The organism is Chloroflexota bacterium (genome assembly GCA_026706485.1).
Taxonomy (GTDB): Bacteria; Chloroflexota; UBA11872; order UBA11872; family UBA11872; genus JAJECS01.
Window position 1 is genome coordinate 109,109 of the sequence record JAPOYR010000008.1, and the last position, 15,511, is coordinate 124,619.

General features: G+C 68.7%; 14 protein-coding genes. 12 read left to right on the forward strand and 2 right to left on the reverse strand.

Annotation, left to right across the window (positions count from 1 at the left end; all coding sequences use genetic code 11):
* The first annotated feature begins 1 nt into the window (after window position 1).
* From lepA to OXG79_06575, 11 genes are all read left to right on the forward strand, one after another.
* The gene (gene lepA / locus OXG79_06525) at window positions 2-1,843 is read left to right on the forward strand and encodes a translation elongation factor 4 (GenBank protein MCY3783424.1); all 1,842 of its coding nucleotides are present in this window, start codon (window positions 2-4) and stop codon (window positions 1,841-1,843) included.
* 228 nt (window positions 1,844-2,071) lie between these two features.
* Window positions 2,072-3,262, forward strand: coding sequence for a transcription termination factor NusA (gene nusA / locus OXG79_06530; GenBank protein MCY3783425.1), 1,191 nt, complete (start codon window positions 2,072-2,074; stop codon window positions 3,260-3,262).
* A gap of 29 nt (window positions 3,263-3,291) precedes the next feature.
* Complete coding sequence (locus OXG79_06535; GenBank protein MCY3783426.1) at window positions 3,292-3,558, forward strand: YlxR family protein; 267 nt, start codon at window positions 3,292-3,294, stop codon at window positions 3,556-3,558.
* A 121-nt stretch (window positions 3,559-3,679) separates the two neighbouring features.
* Window positions 3,680-5,431 (forward strand): translation initiation factor IF-2, encoded by a 1,752-nt coding sequence (gene infB, locus OXG79_06540; GenBank protein MCY3783427.1) that lies wholly within the window; start codon window positions 3,680-3,682, stop codon window positions 5,429-5,431.
* A 17-nt stretch (window positions 5,432-5,448) separates the two neighbouring features.
* Entirely contained in the window at window positions 5,449-5,832 is a 384-nt protein-coding gene (gene rbfA / locus OXG79_06545) for a 30S ribosome-binding factor RbfA (GenBank protein MCY3783428.1), read from the forward strand.
* A 44-nt stretch (window positions 5,833-5,876) separates the two neighbouring features.
* Window positions 5,877-6,833: a tRNA pseudouridine(55) synthase TruB gene (truB, locus tag OXG79_06550; GenBank protein MCY3783429.1), complete on the forward strand. Its 957-nt coding sequence runs from the start codon at window positions 5,877-5,879 to the stop codon at window positions 6,831-6,833.
* On the forward strand, window positions 6,830-7,834 hold the full coding sequence (locus OXG79_06555) for a bifunctional riboflavin kinase/FMN adenylyltransferase (GenBank protein MCY3783430.1): 1,005 nt from the start codon (window positions 6,830-6,832) through the stop codon (window positions 7,832-7,834). The genes truB and OXG79_06555 overlap by 4 nt, the downstream gene beginning before the upstream one ends.
* A 145-nt stretch (window positions 7,835-7,979) precedes the next feature.
* On the forward strand, window positions 7,980-8,246 hold the full coding sequence (locus OXG79_06560) for a hypothetical protein (GenBank protein MCY3783431.1): 267 nt from the start codon (window positions 7,980-7,982) through the stop codon (window positions 8,244-8,246).
* Window positions 8,236-8,967, forward strand: a complete 732-nt coding sequence (locus OXG79_06565) for a Crp/Fnr family transcriptional regulator (protein ID MCY3783432.1) — start codon at window positions 8,236-8,238, stop codon at window positions 8,965-8,967. The genes OXG79_06560 and OXG79_06565 overlap by 11 nt, the downstream gene beginning before the upstream one ends.
* Before the next feature lie 552 nt (window positions 8,968-9,519).
* Window positions 9,520-11,109 (forward strand): gamma-glutamyltransferase, encoded by a 1,590-nt coding sequence (locus OXG79_06570; GenBank protein MCY3783433.1) that lies wholly within the window; start codon window positions 9,520-9,522, stop codon window positions 11,107-11,109.
* 283 nt (window positions 11,110-11,392) lie between these two features.
* Window positions 11,393-12,160 (forward strand): hypothetical protein, encoded by a 768-nt coding sequence (locus tag OXG79_06575; GenBank protein MCY3783434.1) that lies wholly within the window; start codon window positions 11,393-11,395, stop codon window positions 12,158-12,160.
* Between the two features lie 27 nt (window positions 12,161-12,187).
* Here the strand turns inward: OXG79_06575 and OXG79_06580 are convergent, their stop codons facing one another.
* Complete coding sequence (locus OXG79_06580) at window positions 12,188-13,099, reverse strand: homocysteine S-methyltransferase family protein (GenBank protein ID MCY3783435.1); 912 nt, start codon at window positions 13,097-13,099, stop codon at window positions 12,188-12,190.
* Window positions 13,100-13,609: 510 nt separating this feature from the next.
* On the opposite strand from OXG79_06580, the gene OXG79_06585 reads away from it, so the two are divergent.
* The gene (locus tag OXG79_06585; GenBank protein MCY3783436.1) at window positions 13,610-14,203 is read left to right on the forward strand and encodes a hypothetical protein; all 594 of its coding nucleotides are present in this window, start codon (window positions 13,610-13,612) and stop codon (window positions 14,201-14,203) included.
* Between the two features lie 53 nt (window positions 14,204-14,256).
* Here the strand turns inward: OXG79_06585 and OXG79_06590 are convergent, their stop codons facing one another.
* Window positions 14,257-15,498: an MFS transporter gene (locus OXG79_06590; protein ID MCY3783437.1), complete on the reverse strand. Its 1,242-nt coding sequence runs from the start codon at window positions 15,496-15,498 to the stop codon at window positions 14,257-14,259.
* Between the last annotated feature and the right edge of the window lie 13 nt (window positions 15,499-15,511).

The following is a 15,511-nucleotide window of genomic DNA, read 5'->3' on the forward strand; positions in this document are numbered from 1 at the left end:
CATGAACTCCGGCGGCGAGGTCGATCAAGCGCACACGCGCAACTTCTGCATCATCGCGCACATCGACCACGGTAAATCGACGCTGGCCGACCGCATGCTGGAGCGCACGGCCACGCTGACCGCGCGCCAGATGCGCGACCAGGTGCTCGATTCCATGGACCTCGAGCGTGAGCGCGGCATCACCATCAAGGCGCATCCGGTGCGCATGGAGCTGGACCTTGACGGCACCGCCTACACGCTGAATCTGATCGACACGCCGGGCCACGTGGACTTCAGCTACGAGGTGTCGCGCTCGCTGGCCGCGTGCGAGGGGGCGGTGCTGCTGGTGGACGCCAGCCAGGGCATTGAGGCGCAGACCCTGGCCAACGCCTACGTGGCGGTGGAGCACGACCTGACGGTGATTCCGGTGGTCAACAAGATCGACCTGCCGACCGCCCGAGCCGACGTGGTGGCGCAGGAGCTGGCGGACTTTCTCGGCGCGAGCGTCGATGACGTCTTGCAGGTTTCCGCCAAGTCGGGCGCGGGCGTGGATGACCTGCTGCACCGAATCGTCGAGGCCGTCCCGCCGCCGGCTGGAGATCCGGACGCCCCGCTGCGGGCGCTGGTGATCGATTCGAGCTACGACCAGCACCGGGGCGTGGTGGCGAGCGTGCGAGTGTTCGACGGATCGCTGCGCCGGAACGAGCGGCTGCGGCTTATGCAGACCGGGACACGGGCCGAGGCGGTCGAAACGGGGGTGTTCACCCCGGCGGTGAGCGCCCGCGAGGGGCTAACGACCGGACACGTGGGCTACGTGGCCACCGGGCTCAAGGAAGTCCGCGAGTGGCCGGTGGGCGACACGGTGACCCACGAGCACGCGCCGGCGACGCAGCCGCTGCCGGGTTATCGCACGCCAAAGCCGCTGGTGTTCGCCAGCCTCTACTCCACCGATCCCGAGGGCTACACGGACCTGCGCGAGGCGCTGGACCGCCTGCGGCTGAGCGATCCCGCGATCGTGAGCCAGCCGGAGCAGTCGGCGGCGCTGGGGTTCGGGTTTCGCTGCGGGTTCCTGGGCGTGCTGCACATGGACATCGTGCGCGAGCGGCTGGAGCGGGAATACGAGTTGGAGCTGGTGCTCACGACCCCGCAGGTCGAGTACGAGGTCGCCACGCGCGACGGCCAACTCATGCGCGTGGACCGGCCGGCGGACCTGCCGGAGCCGTCGCAGATCGGCGAGGTGCGGGAGCCGTGGATGGTGGTGACCATCGTGACACCGGAGGATCATCTCGGCGGGGTGATCGAGCTGTTGCAGTCCCGGCGCGGCGAGCACCGGCGACTTGAATACCTCGAGCCGACGCGCGTGCTGCTGGAGTACGGCCTGCCGCTCGGCGAGATGCTGACGGAGTTCTTCGACGCGCTCAAGTCCGCGACGCGCGGGTATGGCTCGCTCGACTACAGCTTTGGGGAATATCGGGCGGGGGATTTCGTGCGGCTGGACATGCGGCTCAACGGCCAGATGGTGGATGCGCTGTCGACGATCGTGCCCCGGGCGCGCGCCGCGGAGATTGGGCGCGACCTGGCCCTGCGACTGAAGCGCGAGATTCCACGGCAGCAGTTCGAGGTGAGTGTGCAGGCGGCGGTGGGGTCGCGCATCGTGGCGCGGGAAACCGTGCGACCGGTGCGGAAGGACGTGCTGGCCAAGTGCTACGGCCGCGATGTGACTCGCAAGCGCAAGCTGCTGGAAGCCCAAAAGGCCGGGAAGCGACGGCTCAAGCGCGTGGGCCAGATCGACGTGCCGCAAGAGGCGTTCACCGCCGTACTGCGATCGGGCGGCTCGGGCGGGACGCGGCGGCGGCGGGCGTAGACGCGCCGGCTTTTTTGTCGGAGCAAAATCACGGCTGCTACTTATTCATTGTCCGTATGACGGAGCAAAGCCGTCGAACGCGCCCGCCGCGACACGGTCGGCCTCGCGGCGCACATCGCTCGGTGATATACTCCGAGGGAGCGGCCTAGCGGCGACATATTGGCGGACGCGGCCCGCTTTTCTTTGTCTCTGGGGAGGGACTCGAACTAACGGCCGAAGGAGGCAGCGATGCGCAGCGAGTTCATTCTCGCCTTGCAGCAGCTTGCCGACGAGAAGGGCATCCAGGTGGATGCCGTCCTCGACTCTCTTCGCACGGCGGTAGCGTCCGCCTATCTCGACTCCAGCAACGAGTACGACGACATTGACGTCGAGATTTCGCCGGACACGGGCGAGGCCACCATCTACGCCAACAAGACGGTGGTGGACGAGGTGACCGATCCGATTCGGGAGATCTCGCTGAGCGACGCCCAGGCCTATGACGAGACGGTGCCCCTGGGCGAGATTTTCCAGATCGACGTGACGCCGCCGAATTTCGGGCGCATCGCCACCCAGCGCGCGCGGCAGGCCATGCAGCAGGCGCTGCGTGACGCGGAGCAGATGGAGGTCTACAGCCAATTCATCGAGCACCAGGGCGAGATCCTGGTCGGGCGGGTGACGCGGGTGGAGTCGCGCGGAGTGTTCGTGGAGTTGGGCCGCGCCGAGGCCGTCATGCCCGTGGCCGAGCAGATTCCCGGCGAGTTCTATCGCGTGGGCCAGCGATTGCGCGTGCTGTTGCTCGAGGTCGCGGAGGGCGGCCGAGGGACGCAGCTGCGGGTCTCGCGCGGGCACGCGGACTTCGTGCGCCGGTTGTTCGAGCGCGAGGTGCCGGAGATTCAGAACGGCCTGGTCGAGATCACCGGCATCGCCCGCGACGCCGGCGTGCGCTCGAAGGTTTCCGTGCGCTCGCTGCAGGACGGGCTGGACCCGGTTGGCGCCTGCGTGGGCATGCGCGGCACGCGAATTCAGAACATCCTTCGCGAGCTGGGCCAGGAGAAGGCCGAGATCATTGAGTGGGCGGCCGACCCCAGCGCGTTCGTGGCCAACTCGCTGAGCCCGGCGCGGGTGCAGACGGTGCACATCAGCCACGCCGAACGCACCGCGGATGTCTTCGTGCATCCGGACATGGTGTCGCTGGCGATCGGTCGCGAAGGGCAAAACTCGCGGCTGGCCGCGCGTCTGACCGGCTTTCGCATCAACATTCGCGACGCGTCGGCGCCCGCGGAAGCCCGCGGCGTAGCCGCGCCGGACGAAGACGAGACCGACGCGGATGCCGCGGGGGACATCGAGTCCAGCGATGCCGCCGACGAGGCCGGAGATATGGATGTAGACACGGCCGGCGCTACCGCTGAGCGGCCAGCGGCCGGATCCGCGGAGACATAGCTCTGCGTCATCAGCCTCAGCGCACCTGCATCGCCTGCCGCACCAAGCGTTCCAAGCGCGAGCTTGTGCGCATCGTGCGGACCCCCACGGGAGCGATCGAGTTGGACGCGACCGGGCGCGCGCCCGGTCGCGGGGCGTACATTTGCCGCGATGAGACATGCTGGCCCGCGGCGATCAAACGCGGCGCGCTGGCGGCACAGTTGCGTGTGAGCATTCCCGATTCGACGATCGAAGCCCTCGGCCATCAGATAGAGGCGACCCATGAGCGGCGCCTTCAGCCCGCGATGAGCGACTAGCGTGGCGCGCGGTCGCCGCCCGGCGCGGCGCGCACCCCATCGACCCGGCGGCCGCCGCAAGGCCCCGCCGCCGTCTCCGGCCGCGCCTGCGCCGGCGCCCGCGGCGCCGGAAGCCGCGCCGATGCGCACCGTCCCCCTGCCCGAGACGGCCACCATTGCGCAAATCGCCGAACGCGCCCAAGTCGAAAGCACCGACATCATCGTCGAGCTGCTCTCGCGCAACGTGCTGGCGACCATCAATGCCGCCATCGATCGGGACACGGCCCGCGCGGTGTTGGCCAAGCTCGGCGTCGACGTCACCGACGAGGAGACCGACGCCCCGGCGGCAGCAGCCGAAGTTGAGCAAGCCGCGCCGGCCGACGATGAGGCGCCGACGGGCGATCCGCGCCCGCCGGTGGTAACGGTCATGGGACACGTGGACCACGGCAAGACCACGTTGCTCGACGCCATCCGACAGACCCAGGTCGCCGCGGGCGAGCACGGTGGGATCACGCAAAGCATCGGCGCCTACCAGGTGACGACCGATGAGGGCGCCATCACGTTCATCGACACGCCGGGCCATGAAGCGTTCACCGCCATGCGGGCGCGCGGCGCCGGAGTGACCGACATCGTGGTGGTGGTGGTGGCCGCCGACGACGGCGTGATGCCGCAGACGGTCGAGGCCATCGGGCACGCCAGGGCCGCCGGGGTGCCGATGATCATGGCGGTCAACAAGATCGACCTGCCGACGGCCAACCCGGAGCGCGCGTACCAGCAGCTGACGGAGCATGAGGTGGTGGTGGAGGCCTACGGCGGGGACGTCGTGGCGGTGCCCCTGTCGGCGGAGCAAGGCGACGGCATCGACGAACTGCTGGAGTACATCAATCTGACGGCGCAATTGGAGGAGTTGCGATCGCCCGCGGACGGGCCGGCGGTCGCCACGGTGATCGAGACGCGGCTCGACCGCAGCCAGGGGCCCATTGCGAGCGCCATCGTCACGAGCGGAACGCTGAGCGTCGGCGACCAGGTGCAAGTGGGGAACGTCGAGGGTCGCGTGCGCGCGCTGTTCGACCACACCGGGGAGCGGCTCAAGCAGGCCGGTCCGTCGACGCCGGTGCAGGTGGTCGGCCTGGAATCCACCCCCACCGCCGGCGATCAGCTTCGGGCGACGAAGCGGAGCAAACGCCGCCGCCGCGCCGAGCGGTCGGCGGCGCAACGCGGCGGCGGCGAGCAGGCGATCCGGCTGAGCCTGGAGCAACTGGCGGCGCAGATGACCGCGGGCCAGCTCCACCAACTGAGCGTGGTGGTGAAGGCGAGCACGGACGGCGCGGCGGCCGCGGTGGTGAAATCGCTGGCCGATGTCGGCGAGGCCCGCACCCGGGCCGTCGTGATCTACGAGGGCGTGGGGACCATCACCGAATCCGACGTGAATCTGGCCGCCGCCGCCGAGGGCATCGTGGTGGGATTCGACGTGCGGATCGACCCGGCCGCCCGCGCCGAGGCCGATCGCCAAGGCGTGGACGTGCGGGTCTACTTCACGATTTACGAGCTGATCGACGAGGTCGACGCCGCCCTGCGAGGAATGCTGGAGCCCGAGGAATTCGAGGTGGTCGACGGGCAACTCGAAATCCGAGGCGAGTTCCGCAGCGAGCGCACGCTGCAGATCGTGGGTGGCATGGTGCTGACCGGACGCATCTATCGGGGCGCGGACGTGCGCATCCTGCGCCGCGGCGAGGAGATTGGCCAAGGCCGAATCAGTACGCTGCGGCGGTTTGCGGACCCGGTGGATGAAGTGCGCGAAGGGTTTGACTGCGGCCTGGGCATCCAGACGACGACGAACATCGAGCTTGCCGACATCATCGAGGTCTTCCACACCGAGACCCGGCAGCCCTGATCGTCGGAGTCGCCCGCATGCCCACGCGCCGCCCAGAGCGCATTGCCGCCCAGATCGCCCGCGAAGCCAGTGAGATCGTGAGGTTCACGCTGGGCGACCCGAATATCCGGCTCGTTACAGTCAATCACGCGCAGGTGAGCCCCGATCTACGCCGCGCCACGATCTTCGTCACCGTGCTTGGCGACGCGGAGCAGTGCGAAGAATCGATCGCGGCGCTGGAACGAGCGGAAGGCGTGGTGCGGCGCGAGCTGAGCGCCCGCCTGCGGCTGCGCTTCACCCCCGAAATCAGATTCCAACTGGATCCGGGGATGGTCACGGAGGAGCGCATGCGTCAGCTGCTGGACGAGGAGCGCGACGAGTCGAACCCCGGCGCGAGCCTCCCCGCCGAGCGGTCCGAGTGAGCGCCGGTCCCCAACGCACGGCGCGCCGTCCAGGCTGACCTCTTGTGTCCTCGCCGGTTGACGTTCCGAGCGGATTCCTCGTAACGGCCAAGCCGATCGGGGCGCGGTCGACGGCGCTGGTGCAGGCGGCGCGCGGCTGCCTGGGCCGGCAAAAGGTGGGCCACTGCGGCACGCTGGACCCCCTGGCCGCGGGGGTGCTGCCGCTGGCGATCGGCCGCGCCACGCGGCTCAGCGAATACCTGCTGCGCGCGCCCAAGACCTACATTGCGGCCGTGCTCTTTGGCGTGCAAACCACCACCGACGACTTGGAAGGCGCCGTGATGCGCCCGTTGCAACCGTCTCCGGAACCGGCGGAAGTCCTCGATGTGCTGCCGAGGTTCGTCGGCACGCTGCACCAGCGCCCGCCGGCAGCGTCGGCAGTGCAGGTTGACGGTCGGCGGGCCTATGCGCGCGCTCGAGCGGGAGAGGAATTCACGCTCCCCGAGCGGGAGGTCGAGGTGCACGCGATCACAGCCGTGGCGCAGGCCACGGTCACGACCGCGGTGTGCGGCGACCGGCTGCTGCTGGACGGCGGTGGGCCCGGCCAACCGGCGCTGGTCGTGGCCCTCGACGTGCGGTGCGGCCGCGGGACGTTCATCCGCAGCCTGGCCCGCGATATCGGCGAGGCGCTGGGCTGTGGGGCGTCGTTGCTGGCGCTGGTGCGCACCGCGGTCGGCCCGTTTCGCCTGGCCGACGCCATTGGCCTGGCGGACTTGCGGCGGGCGTCGCCGGCGGAGGTCGCGGAACTGGTGCACGCGCCGGACGCGGTACTGGACGACGTGCCCGCATGCCTGGTCGAGGCGGACGAACGGGACGATTTCGTGAACGGACGCCGCCTCGGCTCCCGGTCCGAGCAGACGGGTCTGCATCGCTTCTACGATGCCGACGGCGCGTTTCTGGGAGTGGCGGAGCATACGGGCGGCGAGTGGCGAAAGCTCCGCGTGATGGTGGCGGCCGCATGAACCTGCCCGCACGGATCGGCGGCTGTCCGGTGCACACGGACCTTGGCGCTCTCGGGGCGGACGAGCCGACGGCGCTCACGCTGGGCCGCTTCGACGGCGTGCACGAGGGTCACCGCGCCCTGCTGCGCGCCACGCTGGACGCGGCGCGAGAGAGGCCGGAAACCCGCGCGGTGGCGGTCACGCTTTGGCCGCCGCCGGAGTGGATGCTGCGCCCGGCGGAACCGCGCGCGTTGCTCACGACGTTGCATGACCGGCTGGCGCTGCTGGCAGCCTCCGGCGTCGACGCCATCGTCGTGCTCACATTCGATCGCGAATTCGCCCAACAGAGCCCGCGCGAGTTCTTGACCCGGCTGCGGGACGAGGCGGGCATGCGTGACCTGGTCTCGGGGCCGAATGCCCGGATCGGCAAGGGCGGCGCCGGCACGCCCCCGGTGCTGCGGTCGCTGAGCCGCGAGCTGGGCTTTCACTTCCGCGAGATTGCGTGGCATGGCCCCGCCGGAACCAATCGCAGCTCGACCATTCGGGCCGCGCTGGCTCGCGGCGACATTGCCGCCGCGAACGGCGGATTGGGCCGGACCTACAGTCTCGAGGGTGTGGTGGTGCGCGGCGCGGGCGAGGGTCGGAAGCTGGGCTTCGCCACGGCGAATGTCTCGCATGACGACTGGCTGTGCGTGCCCGGGGACGGGGTGTATGCGGGCCTGAGCGTGGCCGATGGATCCGAGCCGCTGCGCGCCGCCATCAGCATCGGCACGCGCCCCACGTATGGCGAGCACCCGCGAGTCGTGGAGGCTCACGTGCTGGACGCCGACGGCGACTTCTACGACCGGCCGATGCGGCTGTTCTTCGTCTCGCGGCTGCGCCCGCAGCGCACATTCAGCGACACCGGGGAATTGACGGTGGCAATCTCCGAGGACATTGCGGCGGTGCGCGCCGCTCCGCTGCCCTCAGCGGAGACCCTGGCGCCATTCGTTCGCGACGCGCATGCCAGGAGTGTGGGCTAACTCACTGCCTCCGGACGGGTCTGTCAATCACGCTGCCGCTAGGAAAGGTCTGACTACCTCCACCTGGAACGCCAGCCGTTGACCCCCATCCCAGCCTTCCCCCTTCCAGGGGGAAGGGGTTGAATCGGAGGCCCCTGAGAGTCCAATGCGAACCCTGGATGTCTTCGTAGCCGCCGACTGCGCCGCGAGCGCGACCGCGCGGCGCATCGCCGCCGACGTGGCGCGCGCCGCGCCGGACCTGGCCGTGCAGGTGGTTGACGTGCACGCCGAGTCCGCGTGCGTGCCGGCGGCGGTGGTGGCTGTGCCAACATACGTGCTGGACGGTCGATTGATTCACCTGGGCAATCCGAGCCCGGCGTGGCGCAGCGACCTTCTGTCGCGTCTGGAGAAAGGGGCAGCGCATGGGTCTTGAATCCCAGCCGGCCACCAGTCGCTCGCGCGGGCGGGCGGTAGCTCGAAGCGTCGCCGAACGGAAGCGCCAATACCTCTCGGCAGTCGACATCTTTCGTGACCTGTCGGAGCAGCAGATCAACGATGTCCACCAGGTCTTTCGCATGACGACCGTCCCCAAGGGCCGCATCGTGTTTCAGCCGGACGAAACCGGCGAAGGACTGTTCATCCTCAAGTCCGGCGGGGTGCAGGTCTACCGCATCTCTCCCGAGGGCAAGCGGTTCGTGGTGTCCACCGTCGAGCCGGGGGCGTTCTTCGGCGAGATGGCGTTCCTGGGTCAGTCGATGTACGGGTCGTTTGCCGAAACGACGGAAGCGTCCGTGCTTTGCGCGATGAGCCGCTACGACATCGAGCAGCTCATGCAGCGGTATCCGACGGTGGCGGTGCGCATGATGCAGGCGCTGTCGCAGCGGCTGAGCGAAGCGGAGACGCAACTCGAGGACCTGGCGCTCAAGTCGCTGTCCGCCCGCTTGGCCACGTTCGTCTTGCGCCACACCGGGGATGACGCCCGGCAGATGCTGGGGCTGACGCACAACGACCTGGCCGAGCGCGTGGGCACGTCGCGAGAAACGGCCACCCAGGCGCTGAATGAACTGAAGGCGGACGGGCTGATCGCCATTGGGCGGAAGCGCATCGAGATCCTGGACCGGGAAGGCCTGGAGGCGATCGCGGAGTCGTATTGAGCGGCGAGCGGGGAAAGACTCCCGCGTTCGGAGTCGTTTGGATGACCTCGAACGGGCGGGTCTGAGACCCGCCCCTACCGGAGGGTTCGAGGACGCTTCCGGGGTCGATCGGAGTGGATTTCGGCCGTCGCGGCAATGACGGAGGGGCACGGGCCGCGAGGGGTTGACCGGCGTTGTGCCCGATCTTCCGCCCCTTAGGAAAGCTCTGAAATAGGCCGTGGGCTAGACCCCAATCCGTTCGATTACCCCTTCGACAAGCTCAGGGCGAACGGATTGGGGTCCGTGCATGCCATGGTCTTTGCTGTATTCAGGGGTTCCTTAGATTCCTCGCTGCGCTCGGAAGGACACTGGTGGGGGAAATGGCGACGGGCGCGGGTCCCCTCGCGTCATCTCTCTCCGTGGGAGAGGGAGCCGGACTGGATTCCGGCTCCCCGCCTTCGCGGGGACAGGCTCCGCCGGAATGACGGACGGGCGGCGATGACTGGAGGCTGCATGGCGGCCTGAAATCCGGCGTGTGACACAATGCGCCGCCCGATGGCCGCAGGGGATCGCATGCACGGACCGCGCCCGCTGATCGCTTCGATTCGGGGCGTGGTGTCGAGCGCCCATCCCCTGGCCACGCAAGCCGGTCTGCGGCTGCTGCTGGCGGGCGGCAATGCCGTTGACGCGGCGGTTGCCACGGCGGCCGCGCTCAACGTGGTGGAGCCCTACATGTCGGGCGTGGCCGGCATGGGCGTGGCCACGCTGTTCGCGGCGAGCGAGGGCCGGATTCGCACGCTGGATTTCATTCCGCCGATTCCGGGCACCTACGACGCCACGACCAAGACTCGCGCGGACTTGATGCGCGGACCGCATAGCGTCGGGACTCCCGGAAACCTGGCCGGGTGGTGCGAACTGCTGACGGCCTACGGCCTGCGTCCGAGGCGCGAGGTCTTCGCGCCGGCGATCGACCTGGCGCGGAACGGGTATCCGATCACCGATTTCAACGCGTATGTCATCGACGAGTCGATGGAGGTGTGCGCCGGCGACGAGGTCTGGTCGGCGATTTATACCGACAACGGCGAGTCGCCGGCGCCGGGCTGGGTGCTGCGGCAGGAGGATCTGGCACGCACGCTGGAGATGGCGGCGGCCGACGGATCGAACGCCCTGCACCAGGGTCCGGCGGCGCGCAAGCTGGTGGAACGATTGGGGGCCCTTGGCGGCAGCGTCTCGCTGGACGACCTGGCGGCGGTGCAGCCGCGCTGGGACGACCCGGTGGCGACAAGCTATCGAGGACTGCGGGTGCACACGCCGCCGCCGCAGTCCGAGGGGTTCCAGATGTTGCAGTCGCTGCGGCTCATCGCGGGCACCGATATCGCCGCGCTGCCGCGCAACGGCATCGAGCAACTCGACGTGGTGTTGCGCGCGATTCGCCTCGCCGCCGAGCAGCGGATTCTGAACGCGAACGCCTCGCGCGACAGGATCGACGAGATGCTGGGCGAGGCCGAGGTGGCGGCGCTGCGCGAGCGGCTGGAGTCGGGCGAGCCGATCCGCGCCCGGACGCAGCTCTTCGGCGAGCCGACGTCCGGTATCGCCGGGTCGCGCGAGCACACGACGTCGCTCTCGGTGGGCGACGCGGAAGGCAACCTGATTTGCGTGACGCAGAGCCTGGGATCGCCGTTCGGCGCGGGAATCGCCGTGCCCGGCACGGGCGTGGTGCTCAACAACTTCCTGAATTGGGGCGAGCTGCACCCGGACAGCCCCAACTACATGACTCCGGGCGCGCCTTTGTCGCTGCCGATCGCCCCGAGCGTGACGACCCGCGACGGCGAGCCGGTGCTGGCGCTGGGCACGCCGGGCGGGCACGGCATCTGCCAGACGCAGACCCAAGTGATGGTGAAGTGGGCCGACTATGGGCTGGGCGTACAGCAGGCCATTGAGGATCCTCGGGGTGTTCTGGACGATGGAACGGCGCTGCGCATCGAGTCGCGGATCAGTCCGGAGACGATCGACGAGCTGGGACGGCGTGGGCACGACGTGAAGGTGCTGGATGCGTTCACGAATTACGTCGGCGGCATGCAGGGCGTGGCGCGCGATCCCGCGACCGGCGTGATGACCGGCGGGGCCGATCCGCGGCGGGACGGGTACGCCGCCGGACTGTAGGCGCGCTGCGCATAGGGAACCTCTGCAGAAATCAAAGACCCGTGGCATGCACGACCCCCAATCCGTTCGATTACCCCTTCGACAAGCTCAGGGCGAACGGATTGGGGGCCTAGCTCACGGCCTATTTCAGAGCTTTCCTCGACTTTCGGCGCGCTCAATCCGCCGAAATGAGCCGCGGGTCGCGTGGCGCCAATGTCGATATCCTGATAGCCGGCGCTAATTCGGCACCGTTGAACATGCTCGATCGCTGCGACGGCGGCACCAAGGGTTCGGACTGGGCGACGTGAGCGGGCGTTGGCGGATTCTCAGCTTTGGCGCGCTGGCCGTGGCCCTCGCGGCGGTGGCGGCAGTGGTGGCGCTGACGTTCGTGGCCGGACGGGGTAGCGAGACCACGAAGGCGGCTGCCCTGGCTGCCACGCCGTCGCCGACCGAGGGGATCTCCAATGAAGCCGCCGACGGGACCGCGCCGGATGCCTACGGCTCGCCGCCGGTTACCGCCGAGATCCTGGAAGCTCCGGTGGAAAGCCGATCCTCCGTGGGATTCCCGATCGTCGATGCAAAGCCTATGCGGCTCTCACGCACGTGTCCCTTCGTTGGACACCACGCGGCCTCGCATCAGCTGCTGCGGTTCCTGACGAGCGTCGACAACGCGATATTCGCGCTCGATCCCGCGATCGGACACTTGGCCTTGCTGGCGGACGGCGCGCGGCGGGGGCAAGTGGAGCCGGTGCGCCTGATGGCGGCGAGCGGCGCGGTGACCGACGCGCTGCGCCTGTCGCCCGCGTTGGAGCCTCGCAGCTACGGGGGCCCAGCGTTGTTTGCGCACCAGTTCAGGCTCCTGCGCGGTTTGGCGCTGCTTGCCGGGGAAACACAGTTCAGGCTGATCGATGCATTTACCGCGGGGTACACGAACGATCGCTTCAGGGACACGCCCGGCGAAGCGGTGTACGCCGTCCTGGGACTGGTAAACGGGCTGGAGATTTCGGTGGAGTTTCGCGACAACCTGATCCGGCGCCTGATCCCGTTTGACGAGCGCCCGAGAGGCTGCTGAGCGGCGACGCCTTCGGCCGGCGTGCGATCAGTCCAGGCGCGGGGCTCCGCCGTTTCGCCCGTCGATCATCTCGCGCAGGAGGTTGGTGGTGTGGTCGGTGCTGCCGCAGCACGACCCGATGACGCCGACGCCCAGGTCGATCCACCGCGCGGCGAACTCGACCATGCGCTCGGGCGGGTAGGTGTAGCAGACCTTGCCGGCGATGAGCTCGGGAACGCCGGCGTTTGACTGCGCCATGAGCGGGCGTGTCGGCCCGGCGTCCACCATCTGCTGCAGGACCTGCGTCATCTCTTCAGGACCGTTGCCGCAATTGCAGCCGACCACGTCGGCGCCCGCTTCCTCGCAGGCCCGGAGGCCATCGGCCGGCGCCACGCCCATCATGGTGTGCAGGTTGATGTCGTAGGTCATGGTGGCGAAGACGGGCAGGCCCGTTTCCTTGGCGGCCCTGATGGCGATCTGCACTTCCTGGATGTCGCTGAAGGTTTCGCACAGGATGAGATCGGCGCCGCCGGCCTTGAGGTGCTCGGCCTGGACGGCGAAGGCCTCATACATCTCGTCGGGCGTGATTTCGCCCAAGGGTTCGAGGAAATCTCCGCTCTGGCCAATGTCGCCCGCCACCCAAGCGTTGTCGCCGGCCGCCTCACGCGCCATCTCGGCGGCGCGGCGATTGAGTGATTCGGCCTGATCGAGCAGCCCGGCCCGCTTGAGCCGGATCAGGTTGCCGCCGAAGGTGTTAGTCGAGATGACGTCGGCGCCGGCGGCCACATAGCCGGCATAGACCTTGGCGACGTGGTCGGGGTAGCGCAGCGTGTCCTCTTCAGGCGCTTCCCGATCGAGGTTCTCGTAGTCGTTGAGATTCGAGCCCATGGCGCCGTCGAACAGGAGCACGCCGTCGTCGAGGCGGCGCACGGGCGCCAAGGGATCCGAGCGATCGACCATGGGCATCCCTTCTCAGTTGGACCGGCGCGGCTCGGCGGAGTCCGCGTCCTTCCGTCCGGCAGCATACCGCTGCGGCGTGGCGCCGACGTCTGTCACTCGCGGCCATTCGGCCCGGCGCGCCTGGCTTCCGCCACCAATGCTTACGATAGTGGCGGCGCAACTTCCAGCCGAAGTGCGAGATTGATGCGGCAGGGCCGACGAGGATCGCGATTCCGGGCGACGGGCGTCGGGGCGTCGACCTGTCGGTACGGGGCTGGATCGACCCTCCAGCGGCAACCAGTGGATCCGAGGTCGATATTCCCGGCCCGAGCCTCGAAAGACCCCCACCGCGCTATCAAATACCGGGCTGGTTCTATCTCTCTCCCCTTAAGGGATCCTTGCAAGGCTTGGCCATGCTTGAGGATGACCGGGCGAACCCAATCCGCTCCCAGGTTCAATGAAGGGTGGATTCCCGCCTTCGCGGGAATGACGAAGCGATACGCAAGAGATTCCCATTGGGGCGACGTCTAGATGCGCCGGCTGATGGTGTTCATTTTGTGGCTGATCGTGGCCCTCTTCGCCCTGGTGATCGTGATCGGATTCTTTGCGGCCATTGGCCGGGTGGACCGCGGCGACCTGACGGAGATCGTCGAATCGCCCGAGGTCGCCGATTCGGCGATGGACAAGGTGGCGCAGTTCGGCGTGGTGAGCGCGCGAGCCCGCGCCAGCGGGGCGTCCCAGCCGGTGCAGATCATCTTTTCGGACGACGAGATCAGTGCGTTGATCTCGGATTGGGGGCGACAGTCGGATTGGTGGGGATCGATTGAGCGCCTGCAAGTGTCGTTTGGCCCGGACGTGATCGTGCTCACGGGCGAACTGATGTCCGTGGGGCTGAACTTCGACTTCCGGGTCGACCTGGAGGTGGCGATCGAGCAGAGCGAGCGGCGCGTCGCGATCCGGCGCATGCAGGTGGGCGACATTCACGCGCCGGGATTCATTACCACCGCCCTGCTGGAGTTGATCACGCGGACCGTTGACGCCGGGCTGCCGCGCGTTCCCATGCGGATCGAGTCGCTGATTCTCGGCGACGGGGAATTGATCGTGTCGGGAGCGGCGATTCCTTAGGACGGCGGGCGCCCACAAGGGGCGCCCCTACAAGATCGGCCGCGGGCGGAGGGTCAGGCCACCGGTGGCGAAGCGGGATCGGCGGCGGGGACGGTGGTGTCGGGTTCCGCTTCCGGCGGTCGCCGCGGATTGGCGGCGATGACGCGCGCGCCGATGATCGCGGCGGCCGCGAACGCGACGATGAAGAAAATGCCCACGGCGCCGAAGCCGCTCACGTCCAGCAGCGCGCCGAGCGCCAACGGCAGCGTCAGATTCACGATATCCGTGAGGAATTGGACGATCCCCATGGAGCGTCCGACATGCGCGGGCGGGGACCGGTCGGCGACGAGGACGGGTATCAAGGGCATCGAAAAGCCAATGCCGGCTTTCGTGAGGCCGAACAGGACGAACGGCACCAGGCCGATGGGCAGAAGCAGGACGAAGCCGCCGAGCAAACCGGGAATCGCGGCGAGCAGCAGCACCGTCAGACGTCCGAGCCGGTCGAGAATGTTGCCGCTGACGAGCATCAAGCCGAACGTGACGGCGGCAAAGACACTGAGCCAGGCGCCGATGAGCGCCGGGGTCAGCTGCGCGCCTTCGCTGCCGTAGAGGGGCAGCACCAGGCGCATGATCGCGCTGCCGCTGCCCCAAATGAGCGCGCTCACGACCACAACGGGAACCAGACGCCGGGTCAGGCCCAGCGCCCAGCGACGCTGCGGTTCGGACGGCGAAAGCTCCGGCGGACGGGGCAGGGCGCCGCGAATGCTCAATCCGAGCGGGATCACCACCACGCTGAGCACGGCGGCCAAGAGGAAGACCGAGCGCCAACCGAAGGCGCTGGCGAGGGCCCCGGCCGCGAGCGGGGCGAGCAGCGACCCCAGCCCCCACCCGGCCATGGCGCGGCCCATCGTGCGCCCGCGTTCCTCGGTCGGCGCGCTGCGGATCAGGTGAGCCATGCCGGCGGTGAAGATCAACGCCATGGAGACGCCGATCACGGCCGTGCCGAACACCAGGATCGGATAGACCGGCGCGGCCGCCGACGCCAGGGAGCCGATGACCATGAGCACTCCGCCGAGGCTCACCAGCAGGCGCGGCGGGTAGCGGTCGGCCACGCGGCCGGCCGGGATCATGGCCACCCCGCGGCCGAGCGCCTGCATGCCGGCGATCAATCCCAAGGATGCGTAGCTGACCCCGAACTCGTCGTCGAGCTGGCCGAGCACCGGTCCGATGACGGCCGTGCTGAACGAGACGAAGGCAAACGCGGCGAACAGGGCGACCACCGACCAGCCGGTGTCGCCGAGTCGGGTTAGGCGCATGGGACTCATTCGC

Bases quoted from the DNA above. Each gene is read 5' to 3' on its own strand.
- lepA (MCY3783424.1), top strand. From the start codon at position 2: ATGAACTCCGGCGGCGAGGTCGATCAAGCGCACACGCGCAACTTCTGC.
- nusA (MCY3783425.1), top strand. From the start codon at position 2,072: ATGCGCAGCGAGTTCATTCTCGCCTTGCAGCAGCTTGCCGACGAGAAG.
- infB (MCY3783427.1), top strand. From the start codon at position 3,680: ATGCGCACCGTCCCCCTGCCCGAGACGGCCACCATTGCGCAAATCGCC.
- rbfA (MCY3783428.1), top strand. From the start codon at position 5,449: ATGCCCACGCGCCGCCCAGAGCGCATTGCCGCCCAGATCGCCCGCGAA.
- OXG79_06555 (MCY3783430.1), top strand. From the start codon at position 6,830: ATGAACCTGCCCGCACGGATCGGCGGCTGTCCGGTGCACACGGACCTT.
- OXG79_06560 (MCY3783431.1), top strand. From the start codon at position 7,980: ATGCGAACCCTGGATGTCTTCGTAGCCGCCGACTGCGCCGCGAGCGCG.
- OXG79_06565 (MCY3783432.1), top strand. From the start codon at position 8,236: ATGGGTCTTGAATCCCAGCCGGCCACCAGTCGCTCGCGCGGGCGGGCG.
- OXG79_06570 (MCY3783433.1), top strand. From the start codon at position 9,520: ATGCACGGACCGCGCCCGCTGATCGCTTCGATTCGGGGCGTGGTGTCG.
- OXG79_06580 (MCY3783435.1), bottom strand. From the start codon at position 13,099: ATGGTCGATCGCTCGGATCCCTTGGCGCCCGTGCGCCGCCTCGACGAC.
- OXG79_06585 (MCY3783436.1), top strand. From the start codon at position 13,610: ATGCGCCGGCTGATGGTGTTCATTTTGTGGCTGATCGTGGCCCTCTTC.
- OXG79_06590 (MCY3783437.1), bottom strand. From the start codon at position 15,498: ATGCGCCTAACCCGACTCGGCGACACCGGCTGGTCGGTGGTCGCCCTG.